Below are 16,614 nucleotides of genomic sequence, written 5' to 3' on the forward strand. Positions count from 1 at the left end.
AAGAGGTTTTAACATGACAGCAGTAACTAAAAATAAAAGCTATGAAGGGATTGTCGAAGATTATACGCATGAAGGTATGGGAATCGTTAAAATTGACGGTTACCCTGTATTTTTACCGGATGTGCTTAAAGGTGAAAAGGTGGAGTATAAGGCAGTTAAAGTCAACAGCAGGTATGCTTTTGGCAAAGTGACTCATGTTATCACACCTTCGGCTAATCGGCGGACACCGCCTTGTGAATATTATTTTCAGTGCGGCGGCTGCCAAATCCAGGTGATGGATGATCAGGCCCAGGCGGACTTTAAAAAACAAGTGGTGAATCAAAATATTAATCAGCAAGCGGGGCTTGACTTAAAAATTAACGATACGGTAAGCGGGCATCCGTTGTATTACCGAAATAAATCACAAATTCCTGTACAGAAAATTGATGGCCAGGTCGTGATGGGTTTTTATAAACCGCGGTCTCACGATATTGTGAATATCGAACACTGCTACATTCAAAAAGATGTGCATAACGATATCATGCTGTTTATAAAAGATAAACTCATCGAGGAAGAGACTTCGATTTACGATGAAAAGTCTCATCAGGGACTGCTGCGTCATATTGCCATCCGTTCAAACAGCGATGATTCTGAAATTCAAGTTGTCTTTATTACTAATGGTAAGAGAAACGAATTTTTATCGATTGTTAAAGCTTTAAAAGAAGCTTATCCAAATGTTAAGAGTATCGTTCAAAACATTAACGATGAAAAGACGAATGTCATCTTCGGCAAACGCTCAATCGTGCTGCTGGGTCATGATTTTATTACCGATACATTGTTAGGTCAATCATTTAAAATCCGCGACCGTTCATTTTACCAGGTCAATCATGCCCAGACTGAGAAACTGTATCAAATCGGTTTGGATATGGCGGACTTAAGCGGTGACGAGACAATTATCGATACGTATTCAGGAATTGGAACTATTGGACTCGCGGCTTCTGACCGTGTAAAGAAAATCATCGGTATTGAAGTCGTCGATAGTGCGGTTGAAGATGCTAAAGAAAATGCCAAACTGAATGGTATTGATAACGCGGACTATTATTTAGGAAAAGCAGAAGAAGTTATGCCGCAGCTCGTTAAAGAGGGGGTCAGCGCTGATGTTGTATTCGTCGATCCGCCGAGAAAAGGATGTCACAATGAATTTTTAGATTCTTTAATCAAAGTGAATCCTGAAAAAATTGTGTATATCTCATGTAATCCAAGCACTTTGCAAAGAGATATGAAATACTTATCAGAGAACGGTTTTAAAGCAACTGAAGTGACGCCCGTTGACTTATTCCCTCAAACGAAACATATTGAAGCGGTAACGGTGCTTAAAAGGACATAGGAGGAAGTAAATTGAAGTTTATTTCATGGAATATTGATTCATTAAATGCTGCACTGACGAGTGAGTCAGCGCGTGCGCTGCTATCGCGCGATGTAATTAAATCAATTCAGGAACATAATCCCGATGTAATTGCGATTCAGGAAACGAAGCTGTCTGCGGCGGGACCGACTAAAAAACATACAGAAATTTTAAAAGAAACATTTTCGGATTATGAAATTGTGTGGCGCAGTTCTGTAGAACCTGCACGTAAAGGTTATGCCGGAACAATGTTTTTATATAAAAATCATCTGCAGCCTGAAGTGTCATATCCATCGATTGGTTCTCCAGGAACAATGGACAGTGAAGGCCGTATGATTACGCTGGAATTTGATGAATTTTACATTACACAAGTCTATACACCGAATGCAGGTGACGGACTAAAAAGACTTGAAGACCGTCAGCTGTGGGATGTAAGTTATGCTGAATATCTGGCAGAGCTGGATAAAAATAAATTGGTATTTGCGACGGGCGATTACAACGTTGCGCATAAGGAAATTGACTTGGCACATCCGAATAATAATCGCCGCTCTGCCGGTTTTACGGATGAGGAAAGACAGGGCTTCACTAACTTATTAAATAAGGGCTTTACAGATACATTCCGTCATATCAATGGAGATGTTACAGGTGTTTATTCTTGGTGGGCACAGCGTGCTAAAACGAGCAAGATCAACAACTCGGGCTGGAGAATCGATTACTGGCTGGTGAGTAACCGTGCAGCCGATAAAGTTATTAAATCAGAAATGATTGATTCAGGTCCAAGACAGGATCATACACCTATACTTCTTGAAGTTGAATTATAAAATAAACGTCTGTCTATTAAAGACAGGCGTTTTTATTCTTTAAATATATTTATAATTATCTGTTAATTGCTTTTTACCTGGAGTAGAATAGGAGTAACTATACACAAGGGGGAGAAGAAAATGGAAGAGGTGACGAGTCTCATTCACCCTGAAAACTATTGGGTGCTGTGGGCAATTTTAATTGGATGGGCAGCCATTGCGATTATATTAGAACAGAAATTCAGCTGGGCGTCTAAGTTATCCGGTGCAATTATTGCATTGATTGGAGCGATGATTTTAAGTAATACAGGTGTGATTCCGCTTGAATCTCCAGTTTACGATACCGTGTGGAGTTACGTTGTTCCGCTTGCAATACCGCTTTTATTATTCCAGTCCAACATCGTTAAAGTGTGGCAGGAGAGTAAGCGGCTGCTGATTATATTCTTAATTAGTACGATTGGTACTGTAGCCGGAACAATTGTTGCGTTTTTCCTGCTTAAAGACGTAATACCAAATCTGAATTACATTGGGGCAATGCTGAGCGGTTCATACACCGGCGGCGGTGTAAACTTTGCAGCAATGGCAACGCGTTTTGATGTTGATGAAGGATTAGTTTCTTCGACTGTTGTCGCAGATAATCTGCTGATGGCAGTGTACTTTTTAGTACTGATTACAATACCGGCAATCGGCTTCTTTAAAAATAAGTTTGGCACACCGCATATTGATGAAATAGAAAAAAATAGCGATGCTTCAGAAAATCAGGCATCGAGCTACTGGGGACGAAAAGAAATATCGTTAAGAGATATTGCGCTCGCAATTGGTACAGCCTTTGCAATCGTGGCTGTTTCTTTCAGCCTTGCAGGATTCTTTTCAGAGCTGATTCCCGAAGACAGCAATATATTTTTAACGGTGCTTCGCGGAATTATCGGTGACGATTATTTAATGCTGACAACATTAACGCTAGTTCTTGTTGCTGTATTTCCAAAATACTTTGACAGTATTTCAGGATCGCAGGAATTCGGGACATTCTTTATCTACATTTTCTTTGTAGTTATCGGTGTGCCTGCATCAATTCCGTTAATTATTCAAAATGCACCATTAATCTTAGTCTTTGCAGCATTGATTGTGTTTATAAATATGCTGATTTCATTTAGTGCAGGTAAATTATTTAAATTTAATCTTGAAGAAATTATACTGGCTTCAAATGCGAATATCGGCGGACCAACAACAGCGGCGGCGATGGCAATATCCCGCGGCTGGACTAAACTTGTCGGGCCTATACTCATCATCGGTACACTTGGATATATTATAGGAAACTACGTCGGTACAGCACTTGGAGTATGGTTTACATCGATGATGTAAAGCAGTTTGAAAAAACGTCAGATCGAGCTGAATTAAGCTTGATCTGACGTTTTTATTTTGAATTATATTTCTGTATCTTTAATATATTCGAGCTGGTCGAAACCTAAGTTTCCGCCGGTAATGACAAAGCAGACCTTATCTTCAGGATTAACGTCGATTTCTCCGTTTAAAATACCGCCGACAGCAATAGATGATGAAATTTCAGCAAGAATTTTAGCTTCCATCAGCAAGAATTTTTGACCTTTTTTCATTGCTTCGTCACTGACCGTATAAAATGAGTCCACGTATTTTTGCACGAGCGGGAAATTTTTCTCTCCGGGTACTATACTTACAAGACCATCAGCAATTGTACCTTTATTTTCAACTTGAGTGATTTTATTATTCTTTAAACTTGTTGCAAATTTAGGGAGGTTACCAGGTTCTACACCGTGAACTATTACATTCTTTGAAGATTCTTTAACTGCAGCAGCAATGCCTGCAACTAAGCCGCCGCCACTGGCAGGGACAAAAATTCTGTCGACATCGGGAAGCTGATTTAATATTTCTAAACCGACAGTGCCCTGACCGGCCATTATACGGTAATCGTTAAAGGGCGGAATTAAAGTATAGCCATGTTCTTTTACGAGAGAGTCCTGCAATTTAAAACGTTCTTCCACAGTCGTTGGAATGATCTCAGCACCGTAGTCTTTGATTTTTTGGAGTTTAAATGGGGGCGCAGTGTTTGGAACTGCAACAGTTGCTTTTATGCCGAGCATATTGGCTGCATAGGCAACAGCGTGACCGTGGTTACCGGAAGATGATGTGACAACACCGCGGTTTAATTCCTCGTCAGTCAGCTGCAGCAGAGTGTTCATTACACCGCGTAACTTAAATGCCTTAGTACGCTGCATATTTTCCAATTTAACATAGACTTCACAGCCTAAAATTTCTTCGAGGTTATATAATCTCAGAACTGGCGTTTCGATAATATAAGGCTTGATACGATCGTGAGCGGCTTGAATATCAGATAGTGTTAAAGTCATTTGAACATCCCCTTTATTAAATTAATACAATCATACCGCTTTCTGATAAAAATATAAATATCTGAAATTTGGTAAAATAAGAAGAATCCATTTATAATGATAATAAGTGATAAAAATTCTGAGGAGTGTCAGATATGTACGTAGACCGGAAACCATCGATGGATTTAGAAGATATTAGAGAAACGATGATTGAAAGATTAAATAGTAATCAAAATTTTAACTCTATCGAATACTTTGATAATCTTTTAAAATTTGTCGAACTCAATCATATATATGCTTCAGCACTTGAAGAAGTATCAACTAAACTAAAAATACTGGATGATGAATTTCAGGTGATACATAAACATAATCCAATTCATCATATGGAGCGGAGAGTTAAAAACAACCGCAGTCTGCTGTCAAAACTGGAGCGTAAAAAACTGCCGGTCACTGTGGAGAGCGCTAAGGAAAATATTTATGATATTGCAGGTATGAGAGTAATCTGCAATTATATAGAAGATATTTATGTGCTGGAAAAACTGCTTTTAAAGCAGGAAGATATTAAGTTATTAAAACGGAAAGATTATATTAAAAATCCAAAAGAAAATGGATATCGCAGTCTTCATATCGTTATATCGGTACCTGTATTTTTATCGAAAAAAACAGCTCATACACCAGTAGAAATACAAATTCGCACGATAGGAATGGATATGTGGGCCAGTCTCGAGCATAAGATGCGATATAAGAATACGAAAAAAGATACAGATGCCTATATGAATCTGCTGCAGGAATGTGCATTTGAAATATCAAATGTTGAGAACAAAATGCAGGACATGCATAATGATATAGAAGGGTAATACCCAACACGGGAATTTTAAAAATCAGGAGAATTAGATGTCGCTAAATGAATTTATAATAGAATTGGAAAAAGAATTAAGTGTGTTGCCTAAAGACCGGCAGCAGGAGATCGTCGAGAATTTTAAAAATCAGACACAAAAAGCGATGGCGCTTGGGGATACTGAAGAATATCTTCTGAAAATTTTGGGAGAACCCAGTGAAGTGGCCAAGAAATGCATCGCCGAAGAAATCATAGAAAAGCCCGAACAGAAAAAAGAAGAAAAACCTTTAGAAAAGAAAAAGGGCAGACTGCCGGTGACGGGAAACTTCGCTGCAGAAATGAAAGATAAAGATATTAAACAGCTCATTATTCACGGAGAGTCAGCAGAAATAAAAGTCGTTACAGGTAAAAAATTCGGTATTAAATTTTTAAGCTATACCCGCAAAGGGAAGCTTGAGTATGAAATGGATAATGGTCAGCTGACTTTACATCACAGCGGTTCGAATGATGTGAAATTTAATACAATTATTGATTTTATGAAAAAAAGGAAACAGCTGAAAAAAGATGAATTAGTGATTACCTGGCCGGAGCCGCTCGACATGCTCAGTGTGAATAATAAAGATGGCAAAGTCATTGTGACTGATATAGAAGCAGAAGAATTTAGAATTACAACTGAAGTAGGTGCGATTGAATGCGCTGGACTGACAGGGAATTATGGAGAACTTAGATCAGCGATGGGTGCTTTAAAGCTGGAATCCAGTGACTTTATGAACCTGTTTATGGAAACTGAGATGGGCAAACTTACAGCTGCAGGAGTATCATCAGAACGCTATCATCTGGTAACAGAATTAGGTAAAATAGCGCTCGATAATTTAACTGCAGACAGCGATTTAAAAGCCTTGAGCAAGATGGGATCTGTGAGTGTGAATTACCGTGAGAAGCCGAGATTTACTAAAATTGTGGCCAGAGCCAATGTGGGTAAAGTGAAAAATGCACTTGAAAAAAATACAATTGAAAAACAGAACTACCGTGCAGAATATATGAGCGAGATGGGTTCTGTTAAAATTACTGTGAATTAAAAGGAGCCGTTTGTTATGGCGCACTGTACGAAATGTCAAACAGAATGGACGTTTAAAGATAAGCTGAGAACCGTTAAAAATTTGGACGGATCAGCCAAATGTCCATACTGCGGTGAAAAACAATATATCAGTTTGAAGACGAAGAGACAGGGATCCATGCTTAGTATGATTATTATACTGGCGATATTTATACCTGTATTTTTTGATATACTGCTGATGGTACATATATTAATTGGCGCAGCTTCAATAATAGCAGTACTGATCCTGCAGGTTGCCATTATTCAATTATCAGGAAAAGAAGAATTTCCTGAGTAAATATGAAATATAAAAGGGATTTTTTGATAAAGGTATGTTTTCTGTAACCTACAGGAGATGTACCTTTATTTTTGATTGGATTCTAAAGAATTTACCAGCATGTCACAGGTGTCACTTCAATGTTGTTTTGCACTGATTTAGTCGATAATTTTCACTATAGTTAATAACCCCAGCTTATCTTTTCAAGGAGATAGTTGGAGTTTAACATTGGCTAAGAAAAATAACTCTTAAAATATAGGCAACTTTTATTAAATCATCTCTTTTTTCTAATACTTAATTTACATCCTAATCATACAGTATAAAGTGAAGATTATCAGCACTAATGGAATGACTATTTAGGATCTACCCTAAAAACAAAATTTAATAGAAAGAAGCACATCTATAAATTGTTTAACCAGAAGATTAATTTTCTTTTTATAAATGAAAACGTTCATAAATTTATATGCAAAATATTGATCGTTCTTAAAAATCGATGTATTAAAAGAATATGGGTGTAATCGCATATTCTCAGAGAAATTCAGTGGAAGAAAGTATAGACGGACAGAGTTAGATAAGTTTTTAGATTACATGCATGATGGTGACACACTTGTGATTACTGAGCTAGATGATTAGGTCGCACGACGAAACAATTGATTGAGCTATCTCAACACCTTGAAAATGAAAAGATTGATTTTCAAATTATAGATGTGAATATTACAACTAAAGATGCGATGGGGGAAATGTACTTTACTATGATGAGTGAATTTGCAGAACTATAAACAAACTTATTAAGTGAGCGACAAAGAAAGGTCTAGAGCCAGCACGTGACAGAGGATGATTATGTGGGCGACCTGGCATAACGGATCAAAAGAAAGGGATGATAATGTCGCTATATAAATAGTACAACTATTCAGATGAAGAAATGAATCGTCTACACTTGATTTAACAATAACCTCCCTCATAGGAGTTGTCCAATCAAGTGTAGACGATTCATATTGAATGTTATACATTATTTAAAACTTTATCATTTAAAAATAAAAATGAATACAACCTTTTATCTAAAAGATTGAATTCTCATATAATAATTTATGAAATTAGTTTTAAATAATTAATTCTGCCCATATTTTAACGGCCGTAGCAAGAATGAGTGTTGCAAGTATCCATCTAAGGATTTTCGTATTTATTTTCTGACCTGCTTTAGCTCCCAGTGGGGCTGCGATAAGACTTGCGATTATCATAATGATTGCAGGCCCGTATAATACTTGATCTGTCGCAACTTTACCTATAGTTGTTCCTATAGACGAGATGAACGTAATTGCTAAGCTGGTTGCGATTGTTACACGTGTAGGAATTTTCAGAATCACAAGCATAATCGGCACGAGGATAAATGCCCCTGCTGCACCGACGATACCTGAAGCAATACCTGTCAGCAAGGCAAGTATTGAGGCCAGTGGTCCGTTAAATTTTAATTCCTCTCCCGGTGAAAAAGGGACTTCTTTTTTGGGTATCATCATCATGACTGCAGCAAGTGTCGCAAGAACAGCATACACTAAGTCAACCTGAGGCTCCGCGAGGAAGCCGGAACCATATGCACCCAACAGACTCCCGATCAGTATGGCACTCCCCATATAGACAATCAGCCTCTTATTTAAATAGCCACTTCCTTTATAAGCCAAAACACCGCCAATGGTCGCAAAAAAGACCTGCACAGCACTAATTCCTGCGACTTCGTGGGAAGTGAAGGCTGTAAATCCAAATACGACAGGGATATACAGCAGCATCGGATATTTAATGATCGATCCGCCGATACCTACCATTCCTGATATAAAAGAACCTGCATAACCAATCAGGAAAATGAGGATAATAAATGAAATTTCCATTATTTCATTGCGGCTTTAATGCCGGCATATCCTTTTTCAACATTGATTACATTTTCGAATCCGCGGGCTTTAAGCACGCTCATTGCAATTGCGGAACGTACGCCTGACTGGCAGTGAACAAAAATAGTATCATCCTGATTGAAGGGAATGTCTTTATTATCCAACTGTCCAAAATGAATGTGGGCTGCTGTGGACAAGTTTCCGTCTTTATACTCTGCTGCTGAACGGACATCAAGAACTTTCTTGTCTTCATATAGTTCAACAAACTCTTCAGGAGAGATATTCTCATATGACGCATCAAAATATTGACTTGCCTGTTCTTCAGAAATAATCAGTTCAAGATTATCAAAACCGATTGAAGCAAGATCTTTTTGCAGAGATGTGCTGTCATCAGGATTTCCGATAATAGTCATCGGTTCATCATAATTGATATACCATCCTGCAAACTGAAGAAATTTATCATTGTAAGGGACATTAATAGACCCTTTAACAAAACCTTTTTTAAATGCTTCTTTACGCCGAAGGTCAAAAATCTGACCTGTAAGTTTTTTAGAGGATTCCAACTCGACCTCCTTGACCTTAAACTCAGGCAATCCCGTTTTATTTACTTTTTTCATTTGAGCAAAGTAACTTGGAGGTTCCGGTTGATCATTTGTTAATTCTTTTATAAACTCATCTTTACTGTCAAAATTAAATGCCCAGTTATTCTGGCGTTCATAACCGAGTGTTGATAATGGTACTGCACCCAATGATTTCCCGCATGCACTGCCGGCTCCGTGACCTGGCCACACCTGAAGAAAATCAGCATAGTCACTTAATTTATTAAGAGAGTCATACATGGCATTCGCGCCTTCTTCAGTTGTGCCTTTCATTTTAGCAGCTTCTTCAAGAAGATCCGGACGTCCGATATCACCAACAAATAGGAAATCACCAGTAAATATGCCCATAGGCTCTTTGCTGCCTCCGCCGTGATCCGTTAAAATAAATGACATACTTTCCGGAGTGTGACCGGGAGTATGCATCACTTTCAGTTCGATATTACCGACATTGATTACGTCATTTTCTTTAAGAAATACTGTGTCTTCCGGAACAGATTGATATTTCCAATTGTCATCACCTTCATCAGAAACATACAGCTTAGCCCCGAAATGTTTCGCTGCATCACGTAAACCGGATGCAAAATCGGCATGAATATGCGTTTCTGTGGCATGCGTAATATTAAATCCTTCTTCAGCTGCTACTTTTTCATATTCATCGAGTACTCTTTTCGGATCGATAATAATTGCTTCTTTCGTTTTTTGACATGCCACCATATAAGATGTTTGTGCCAGTTTTTTATCGAAAAATTGTTTGAAATACATTTATAACACTCCTTTTAATTCCGTTATTAGATAAATAAATTCAAATTACTGTTTTCAGCATCGCCGAGGTACGTACCTACACCGCCAAAGTTAACGTGAGGCAACAGCTCTTCTTTCTCGACAGCCATAATATCCATACTCATCGTACACGCTATCATCTTCACACCGAGTGCATCAGCTTTTTCTATCATTTCAGTTAAGGCATCGACTTTTTTATTTCTCATCACATGTTGAATCATTTTTGAACCCAAACCGAACATGTTCATTTTAGAAATTGGAAGTTTGGAAGCAGATTTTGGCATCATCATACTAAATGCTTTATCGAGACCTTTTTTATTTCTTTTCGGTGCATTTGGATCTTTAATTACATTCAGCCCCCAGAATGTGAAAAACATAGTGACTTCCTTACCCATACTTTTTGCACCTGCAGCAATAATAAAAGAGGCGAGTGCTTTATCCAGATCACCGCTGAAAACGACCATTGTTGCCCCTTCTTTTGTTTCTGTCATTTTATGACCTTCGATATTTGTATTCATCGCGTTTTTCTCAAGAACAACGATAACTTTATCGTTATTCATTTCATTTTTTAATACTGTATTTCCAGTCTTTTTAGCCCAAGCTTCAATGTCAGTACAGAACCCTGTGTCGGTCACTGTTATTTCCATTTGTTCTCCTGTCTTCAATCCGCTCATTACTTCGTTCACTTTGAGCAGGGGACCGGGACATTGCATACCGCTTGCCTCAACCTTTATACGATCATCAGAGATCAGTCTGTTCAGTACTGCTGAGTCGTGATGGCCATTAGCTGCTGTTGGACTTGCCGTATCATATTGACCTGTATATACTGAATACCCTTCTTCAAGATTAACTGCATCAAATCCGTTACTCTGTAACGTGCTGACAGCAGTTGCGCCTCTTCTTCCACGCTGGCAATAGACGTATATTTTTCTGTTTTCAGGAATTTCATTGAGCCGGTTCTCCAACTCATTTACTGATATATTTTCAGCACCTTTAATATGACCAGCCTCGTACTCAACAGGCTCTCTCACATCAAGTAAAAATTCATTGTTTTCAATTACCCAATCTGCATCATTCATATGATATTTCTTTTTTTCATTATTCAAGTCACGTCATCCTCCAATATATCTAATTACCCATAGGGGTATATTAGCATGTGGATATAACCATGTCAAATACCTACTGGGGTATATTAAAATTTAAAATAAAAACAGATACGGTTATCTGCTCTTATTTAACAATTCTACTGCTTCTTTAACGAGTGCATCTGTATCCTTTTCAGGATTATTTATAGTCTCTTTAACACATTGTACGAGATTCTCACTTACAATGACGTTCATCGTACGGTTAAGTGCATTTTTAGCTGCGCTGAGCTGAGTCACTACATCTTTACAATCCTGACCTTCATCAATCATTTTCAAAGCACCATTAATTTGTCCCTGCAGGCGGTTGATTCTATTGATAATTGCTTTATCATAAACGGTTTTTTCCGATAAATTCAAGATTAACACCTTCTTCTTAAAATTTAATGTTCCTTTATTATATTACGCTTAGTATCTTTAGTCAAATACGATAGGGGGTATATATTTGTTTATATTATTTTAAAGCAGTGACAGCTCTGAGGATAGAGTGTGCTTCAGCACCTTAAAAGCGTATCAATAAGCAATACCTAAACGTGATTTTATATATCTGGCATCTTCTATCTGACTATATGCAAATTCTGCTGTGTCTGGAACGGAAATCATTCCCCATTTTCAGAAAGAAAGTAGTGTTCTATTCGTTATTTACCAGTATGTTCACCATCCGGCAGATAAGTAGGGCAGACGGTTGTCCAATCAAGATCTGCTCTTTCAAGTAACTCATAAACTTTGTGATGTTCCTTTGCTGCCCGCGTTATTTTTCTTTTTGATTCATTGGATTGATAACGTAATTTTCTAGACTCGGTTCTGCTGTTCAGAATACCTGTTTCAGCTTTATCTAACAATAAAATTTGTGGTATTTTCATTTGTACTTACTAGATAGTTAATGACATAGAAATATCTCGAATATTGAACATATCTCAACGCTATTTTTAAAAACTTTAATTTTACACGATATATATGGTTTATCTATTTTAATAGGACGATTTTAAGAACAGTTACAATATTACTCACTTGAAGCTCTTACAATCATTCCCGTATCAAGTATATTTATTATTAAATGTGATATATATTTGTATTATATTGTGCAAGGTTACTCTTAAAATATATGCAATTTACCGTCAAAAATGACATCTATCCTATTTTATTGTTGAATTTAAATTTATACATAGTTAGAAATGTCACATTAAATACTAATAAAATGCACAGTTTCTTTAAAAATTTAATTTAAGCTAAATAATTAGGGGAAAAATTTTTAATAGCTAAAATTGTTAATAGGATTAGTGTACGAATGATTCCTCATTCCTAATAGAATAGTAAGTTTGTTTGAAAATAATTGCTACTGGAGGTGTAAGAGTGTGAAGAAAAAAACAAGGAAGATTCTAAGAGTCAGTATTATACTGAGTGTCATTATTTTGTTAGGTGTGACCTTGTGGTTTAACCTAACTTCTGATACGAAAGCCTTACAAGTAGGGGAGAAAGCAATTGATTTTCAATTAGAGACGTTAAATGGTGATCAAATACAATTATCGGATATCAATTCAGAAAAAGGTGTGATTTTGAATTTCTGGGGGACTTGGTGTAAGCCGTGTCGTGAAGAAATGCCTGATATGAACCGAATTTATAATGAAGGACATGAAGACTAGGATGAACGTTTATAGGATTGAAAGAAATAAAATGTGGAAGAAATTCGTTCGGATTATTTAAAAGATTCAATATGAGTGGAGTGTTTTTTTGGGTAGTGAAATGACTTTCTTTCTTGCATTTGGAGCTGGTTTTTTAAGTTTTGTCTCACCTTGTGTGCTTCCAGTATTTCCTGCTTTTATCTCTTACATAACAGGAATGAGTTATAATGAAGTAGAAAATCAAAAATTCAATGCACGCGCAATATTCCACACACTTTTCTTTCTTGTGGGATTCAGCTTATTCTATATAGCCCTGGGGTTTGGCACGTCCTTTTTAGGCGGAATATTGATTGACCATGCGAATCTGATCAGACAACTGGGTTCAATCTTGATTATTTTCTTCGGGCTTATCATTACCGGCGTGCTTAATTTTAATTTCTTGATGAAAGAGAGGAAATTAAAATTTAAAAACAGACCGTCAGGATTTTTAGGTTCAACTTTAATAGGTATGGCTTTTGGTGCCGGATGGACGCCGTGCAATGGACCGATTATCGGAGCTATTTTCGCAATGAGTGCCAGTGCACCAAACGATGCTTTAATGTTAATGGTTATTTACTGTCTGGGCTTTGCAATTCCATTCTTTATATTGAGCTTTTTCGTATCTCGTACACGCTGGATGCTGAAATACTCGAATACGATTATGAAAGTTGGTGGGGTCATCATGATATTAATGGGTGTACTTCTGTATTTTGATGGATTGACTCAGATTATCATTTGGCTGCAGCCGTACTTTGGAGATTTTCAAGGCTTCTAATTATGAATACATTAAATGACTTGTTTATATAACTTTCATAGAAATGATATATTATTATAAAATTTGTTTAAAAATTATTGTTAAAATTAAATATCAAGGAGGAATCTGGATGAAAAAATATTTAATGCCAGTTTTGATGGGCGTAATCTTTATTTTAACAGGTTGTAGTGATGACTCAGCATCGAACGAATCAAATATTAAAGAAATGGTTTCGGAATTAAGCGCTAGTAATATTGTAGAATCAGCATCTATAAATGATAAAACACTTATTGTTAAAGATAGTGGAGATGAGAATGTCTATACTTTGCCAGACGATGAATTTTTTGTATCTATTGCACCATACATCTCATATACACATCCTTGTGAATTTCATAGCTTAACAGGTTGTCAGGGAGAGCTGATGAATGAAGAGATGGATGTAAAAATTACAGATGAAGATGGAGAAGTTCACGTTGATGAGAAGTTGACTACCCTTGAGAATGGTTTCTTGGATTTTTGGCTGCCAAGAGATAAAAATTACTCTTTAGAAATTAATTATGATGGAAAAAAAGTTGAATCTAATTTTTCAACTTTTGAGAATGACAGCACCTGTCTGACAGATTTACAGCTTAAATAATATTATTAAATGCAGATTACCCAATGCTATTTAGTGTTGTGGAATCTGCATTTTTAATTCAATGTTAAATCTCAGAGTAGCAGTTAATTTATTTTTACTTAGTTTTTAAATACATGTAGTGGATAGTTTCTGCACATATATTTTTTATAATAAACTTAGTAAATTAATAGCTTGACAAATAACGACTACAGATGTAAACTTAAATTAATAAATCGTTTACAATTGTAGTCTTATTATAATGTAGGAGGGGGAAAGAAATGAATAAAGAAGATAATCATAATCATGCTGAGCACGAAGAAAGTCATCATAACCATGAGGAGAACCATGAATCCCATAATCATAACGGACACGATCATCATGCGCATATGGTGACAGATTTTCGTAATAAATTCTTCATTATCCTGATATTCACAATTCCAATTGTACTTCTATCTCCGATGATTCAAAATTTCATAGGTGTGGATTGGCAATTTACTGGAGATAGTTATATTGTGGCAGCGTTGGCCACGTTCGTTTATTTCTACGGGGGTTGGCCATTCATTAAGGGCGCTTACGATGAATTGAAAAACAAAGAACCAGGCATGATGACATTAATAGCAATGGCGATTTCTGTCGCTTACTTCTATAGTATGGCAGTTGTTTTTGGATTCAATGGGGAAGAAATTTTCTGGGAGCTGGCAACTCTTGTATTAATCATGCTTCTGGGACATTGGATTGAAATGCGAGCTATTAACAATGCTTCCAAGGCTCTGGAATCCCTCGCATCATTAATGCCTGATACGGCAAACCGTATCACTGAAAATGGTGAAACAGAAGAAGTTCAGATTGATGATATTAAAGCGGGTGATTTACTATTAGTAAAACCCGGAGAAAAAATGCCGCTGGATGGTAAAATCGTTAAAGGAAAGTCGCAAGTTGATGAATCTATGCTGACAGGTGAGTCCGTCCCTGTCGAAAAGTCCATTGATGACGAGGTCATTGGAGGTTCAATAAACAGAGAAGGTTCTCTCACTATTGAAGTAGAGAAACTGATGAATGAATCTTATCTGACACAAGTTATAGATATGGTTAGAGAATCACAACGTACTAAATCGAAAACTCAGGATGTAACTAATAAAGCAGCTAAATGGTTATTCTATATCGCTTTAGCTGCCGGTATTATCACATTTATCGTTTGGATAAGTATTGGAGCAACTATAGATACTGCTATCATGAGATTGGTAACAGTTTTGGTTATTGCTTGTCCTCATGCTTTAGGTCTGGCAGCACCGTTGGTTATTTCAGTATCTACATCACTTGCTGCAAAGCACGGTTTGTTAATTCGAAAACGTCCACAGTTTGAAAAGGCTCGTAAAATTAACGCTGTGATCTTCGATAAGACGGGTACTTTGACTGAGGGTAAATTTGGTGTTACAGATATACAGACTTTCAATAATATTGACGAAAATATCCTTTTAAGTTATGCAGCAACAATAGAAAATGAATCGGAACACCCTATTGCGAGAGGTATACTCAATGAAGCCAAGTTAAAAGAACTTGAATTGCTTGAAATGTCAAATTTCAATTCAATTACTGGTGTAGGAATTGAAGGGACGATTGATGATAAACAAGTCAAAGTAGTGAGTCCGGGATATGTACGTAAACAAAAAATAGATTTTGACGATAAGAACTTTAATAAATGGTCAGAACAAGGTAAGACGGTAGTTTTTCTTTTGGTAAACGAAGAATTAGCAGGTGCCATTGCACTGGCAGATAAGATTAAGGAAAGTTCTAAGCAGACAATAGAACAGCTGCATAAGAGAAATATTAAAGCTATAATGTTGACCGGAGATAACCAAAAAGTCGCAAATTATGTCGCAGAACAAATTGGGATTGATGAAGTCTATGCTGAAGTAATGCCCAATGAGAAAGCAGATAAAGTGACAGAAATCCAAGAACGTGGTTTGGTTGTTGCAATGACAGGTGACGGAATCAATGACGCACCGGCATTGACTAAAGCAGATGTTGGTATCGCAGTGGGTGCAGGCACAGATATCGCGATGGATAGTGCAGACATCGTTCTCGTTGACAGTAATCCGAAAGATATTCTTGCAATATTCAGCCTGTCTAAAAGAACATATAATAAATTGGTACAGAATCTGATCTGGGCAACCGGATATAACGTGATTGCCCTCCCATTGGCAGCAGGAGTGCTGGCGCCTTGGGGGATAATACTCAGTCCGGCTGTAGGTGCGATTTTGATGAGTCTCAGTACAATCATCGTTGCAATCAATGCGCAGTTACTTCATAGATTTGAAGTAGAATAAAATAAATGCCGACAAATCCTTACTTAAGGATAGTCGGTATTTTAATTCTTTACTGTATGAAATATGAAAGGCATCTTAAAAATACTTGAAAAAATTA

General features: G+C 37.0%; 15 protein-coding genes and 2 pseudogenes. 11 read left to right on the plus strand and 6 right to left on the minus strand.

Features of this window, described 5'->3' with window-relative positions; genetic code table 11:
• Window positions 1-13 precede the first annotated feature (13 nt).
• The 3 genes from rlmD (at window position 14) to IEU81_RS10525 (ending at window position 3,546) form a co-directional block, all read left to right on the plus strand.
• Complete coding sequence (gene rlmD, locus IEU81_RS10515) at window positions 14-1,366, plus strand: 23S rRNA (uracil(1939)-C(5))-methyltransferase RlmD (RefSeq protein WP_186090969.1); 1,353 nt, start codon at window positions 14-16, stop codon at window positions 1,364-1,366.
• 11 nt (window positions 1,367-1,377) lie between these two features.
• Entirely contained in the window at window positions 1,378-2,205 is an 828-nt protein-coding gene (locus tag IEU81_RS10520) for an exodeoxyribonuclease III (RefSeq protein ID WP_186090971.1), read from the plus strand.
• Window positions 2,206-2,325: 120 nt separating this feature from the next.
• Window positions 2,326-3,546, plus strand: a complete 1,221-nt coding sequence (locus tag IEU81_RS10525; RefSeq protein WP_092596340.1) for a DUF819 family protein — start codon at window positions 2,326-2,328, stop codon at window positions 3,544-3,546.
• Window positions 3,547-3,608: 62 nt separating this feature from the next.
• Here the strand turns inward: IEU81_RS10525 and IEU81_RS10530 are convergent, their stop codons facing one another.
• On the minus strand, window positions 3,609-4,568 hold the full coding sequence (locus IEU81_RS10530; protein WP_186090972.1) for a threonine ammonia-lyase: 960 nt from the start codon (window positions 4,566-4,568) through the stop codon (window positions 3,609-3,611).
• 134 nt (window positions 4,569-4,702) lie between these two features.
• Here IEU81_RS10530 and IEU81_RS10535 point away from each other — a divergent pair, with 134 nt between their 5' ends.
• The 4 genes and pseudogenes from IEU81_RS10535 to IEU81_RS10550 form a co-directional block, all read left to right on the plus strand.
• Window positions 4,703-5,404, plus strand: coding sequence for a GTP pyrophosphokinase (locus IEU81_RS10535; protein WP_186090974.1), 702 nt, complete (start codon window positions 4,703-4,705; stop codon window positions 5,402-5,404).
• 37 nt (window positions 5,405-5,441) lie between these two features.
• Window positions 5,442-6,464 (plus strand): DUF4097 family beta strand repeat-containing protein, encoded by a 1,023-nt coding sequence (locus IEU81_RS10540; protein ID WP_186090975.1) that lies wholly within the window; start codon window positions 5,442-5,444, stop codon window positions 6,462-6,464.
• Window positions 6,465-6,479: 15 nt separating this feature from the next.
• Complete coding sequence (locus tag IEU81_RS10545) at window positions 6,480-6,779, plus strand: TIGR04104 family putative zinc finger protein (protein WP_186090977.1); 300 nt, start codon at window positions 6,480-6,482, stop codon at window positions 6,777-6,779.
• A 468-nt stretch (window positions 6,780-7,247) separates the two neighbouring features.
• Window positions 7,248-7,593, plus strand: a pseudogene (locus IEU81_RS10550) (recombinase family protein); the annotation flags it as partial.
• A 265-nt stretch (window positions 7,594-7,858) separates the two neighbouring features.
• Here the strand turns inward: IEU81_RS10550 and IEU81_RS10555 are convergent.
• From IEU81_RS10555 to IEU81_RS11030, 5 genes and pseudogenes are all read right to left on the minus strand, one after another.
• Complete coding sequence (locus tag IEU81_RS10555; RefSeq protein WP_186090978.1) at window positions 7,859-8,638, minus strand: sulfite exporter TauE/SafE family protein; 780 nt, start codon at window positions 8,636-8,638, stop codon at window positions 7,859-7,861.
• On the minus strand, window positions 8,638-9,999 hold the full coding sequence (locus tag IEU81_RS10560) for an MBL fold metallo-hydrolase (protein WP_186090980.1): 1,362 nt from the start codon (window positions 9,997-9,999) through the stop codon (window positions 8,638-8,640). Before IEU81_RS10560 ends, IEU81_RS10555 begins: the two co-directional genes overlap by 1 nt.
• Window positions 10,000-10,025: 26 nt before the next feature.
• Complete coding sequence (locus IEU81_RS10565) at window positions 10,026-11,123, minus strand: DsrE/DsrF/DrsH-like family protein (RefSeq protein ID WP_231957238.1); 1,098 nt, start codon at window positions 11,121-11,123, stop codon at window positions 10,026-10,028.
• Window positions 11,124-11,237: 114 nt separating this feature from the next.
• The gene (locus IEU81_RS10570; protein WP_186090981.1) at window positions 11,238-11,519 is read right to left on the minus strand and encodes a metal-sensitive transcriptional regulator; all 282 of its coding nucleotides are present in this window, start codon (window positions 11,517-11,519) and stop codon (window positions 11,238-11,240) included.
• A 153-nt stretch (window positions 11,520-11,672) separates the two neighbouring features.
• Window positions 11,673-11,980, minus strand: a pseudogene (locus IEU81_RS11030) (NAD(P)-dependent oxidoreductase); the annotation flags it as partial.
• 534 nt (window positions 11,981-12,514) lie between these two features.
• On the opposite strand from IEU81_RS11030, the gene IEU81_RS10580 reads away from it, so the two are divergent.
• From IEU81_RS10580 to IEU81_RS10595, 4 genes are all read left to right on the plus strand, one after another.
• Window positions 12,515-12,802 (plus strand): redoxin domain-containing protein, encoded by a 288-nt coding sequence (locus IEU81_RS10580; RefSeq protein WP_186090983.1) that lies wholly within the window; start codon window positions 12,515-12,517, stop codon window positions 12,800-12,802.
• An 88-nt stretch (window positions 12,803-12,890) separates the two neighbouring features.
• Window positions 12,891-13,595, plus strand: a complete 705-nt coding sequence (locus tag IEU81_RS10585; protein WP_092596239.1) for a cytochrome c biogenesis protein CcdA — start codon at window positions 12,891-12,893, stop codon at window positions 13,593-13,595.
• Between the two features lie 109 nt (window positions 13,596-13,704).
• Window positions 13,705-14,211, plus strand: a complete 507-nt coding sequence (locus tag IEU81_RS10590) for a CueP family metal-binding protein (RefSeq protein WP_026859513.1) — start codon at window positions 13,705-13,707, stop codon at window positions 14,209-14,211.
• A 257-nt stretch (window positions 14,212-14,468) separates the two neighbouring features.
• Window positions 14,469-16,517 (plus strand): copper-translocating P-type ATPase, encoded by a 2,049-nt coding sequence (locus IEU81_RS10595; protein WP_092596238.1) that lies wholly within the window; start codon window positions 14,469-14,471, stop codon window positions 16,515-16,517.
• Window positions 16,518-16,614 lie beyond the last annotated feature (97 nt).

Origin of the sequence: Jeotgalicoccus aerolatus, assembly GCF_014635205.1 — a bacterium.
Classification (GTDB): Bacteria; Bacillota; Bacilli; order Staphylococcales; family Salinicoccaceae; genus Jeotgalicoccus; species Jeotgalicoccus aerolatus.

Coding starts and splice junctions, on each gene's coding strand:
- IEU81_RS10595 (WP_092596238.1), top strand. CDS start 14,469: ATGAATAAAGAAGATAATCATAATCATGCTGAGCACGAAGAAAGTCAT.
- IEU81_RS10530 (WP_186090972.1), bottom strand. CDS start 4,568: ATGACTTTAACACTATCTGATATTCAAGCCGCTCACGATCGTATCAAG.
- IEU81_RS10590 (WP_026859513.1), top strand. CDS start 13,705: ATGAAAAAATATTTAATGCCAGTTTTGATGGGCGTAATCTTTATTTTA.
- IEU81_RS10540 (WP_186090975.1), top strand. CDS start 5,442: ATGTCGCTAAATGAATTTATAATAGAATTGGAAAAAGAATTAAGTGTG.
- rlmD (WP_186090969.1), top strand. CDS start 14: ATGACAGCAGTAACTAAAAATAAAAGCTATGAAGGGATTGTCGAAGAT.
- IEU81_RS10560 (WP_186090980.1), bottom strand. CDS start 9,999: ATGTATTTCAAACAATTTTTCGATAAAAAACTGGCACAAACATCTTAT.
- IEU81_RS10525 (WP_092596340.1), top strand. CDS start 2,326: ATGGAAGAGGTGACGAGTCTCATTCACCCTGAAAACTATTGGGTGCTG.
- IEU81_RS10545 (WP_186090977.1), top strand. CDS start 6,480: ATGGCGCACTGTACGAAATGTCAAACAGAATGGACGTTTAAAGATAAG.
- IEU81_RS10555 (WP_186090978.1), bottom strand. CDS start 8,638: ATGGAAATTTCATTTATTATCCTCATTTTCCTGATTGGTTATGCAGGT.
- IEU81_RS10535 (WP_186090974.1), top strand. CDS start 4,703: ATGTACGTAGACCGGAAACCATCGATGGATTTAGAAGATATTAGAGAA.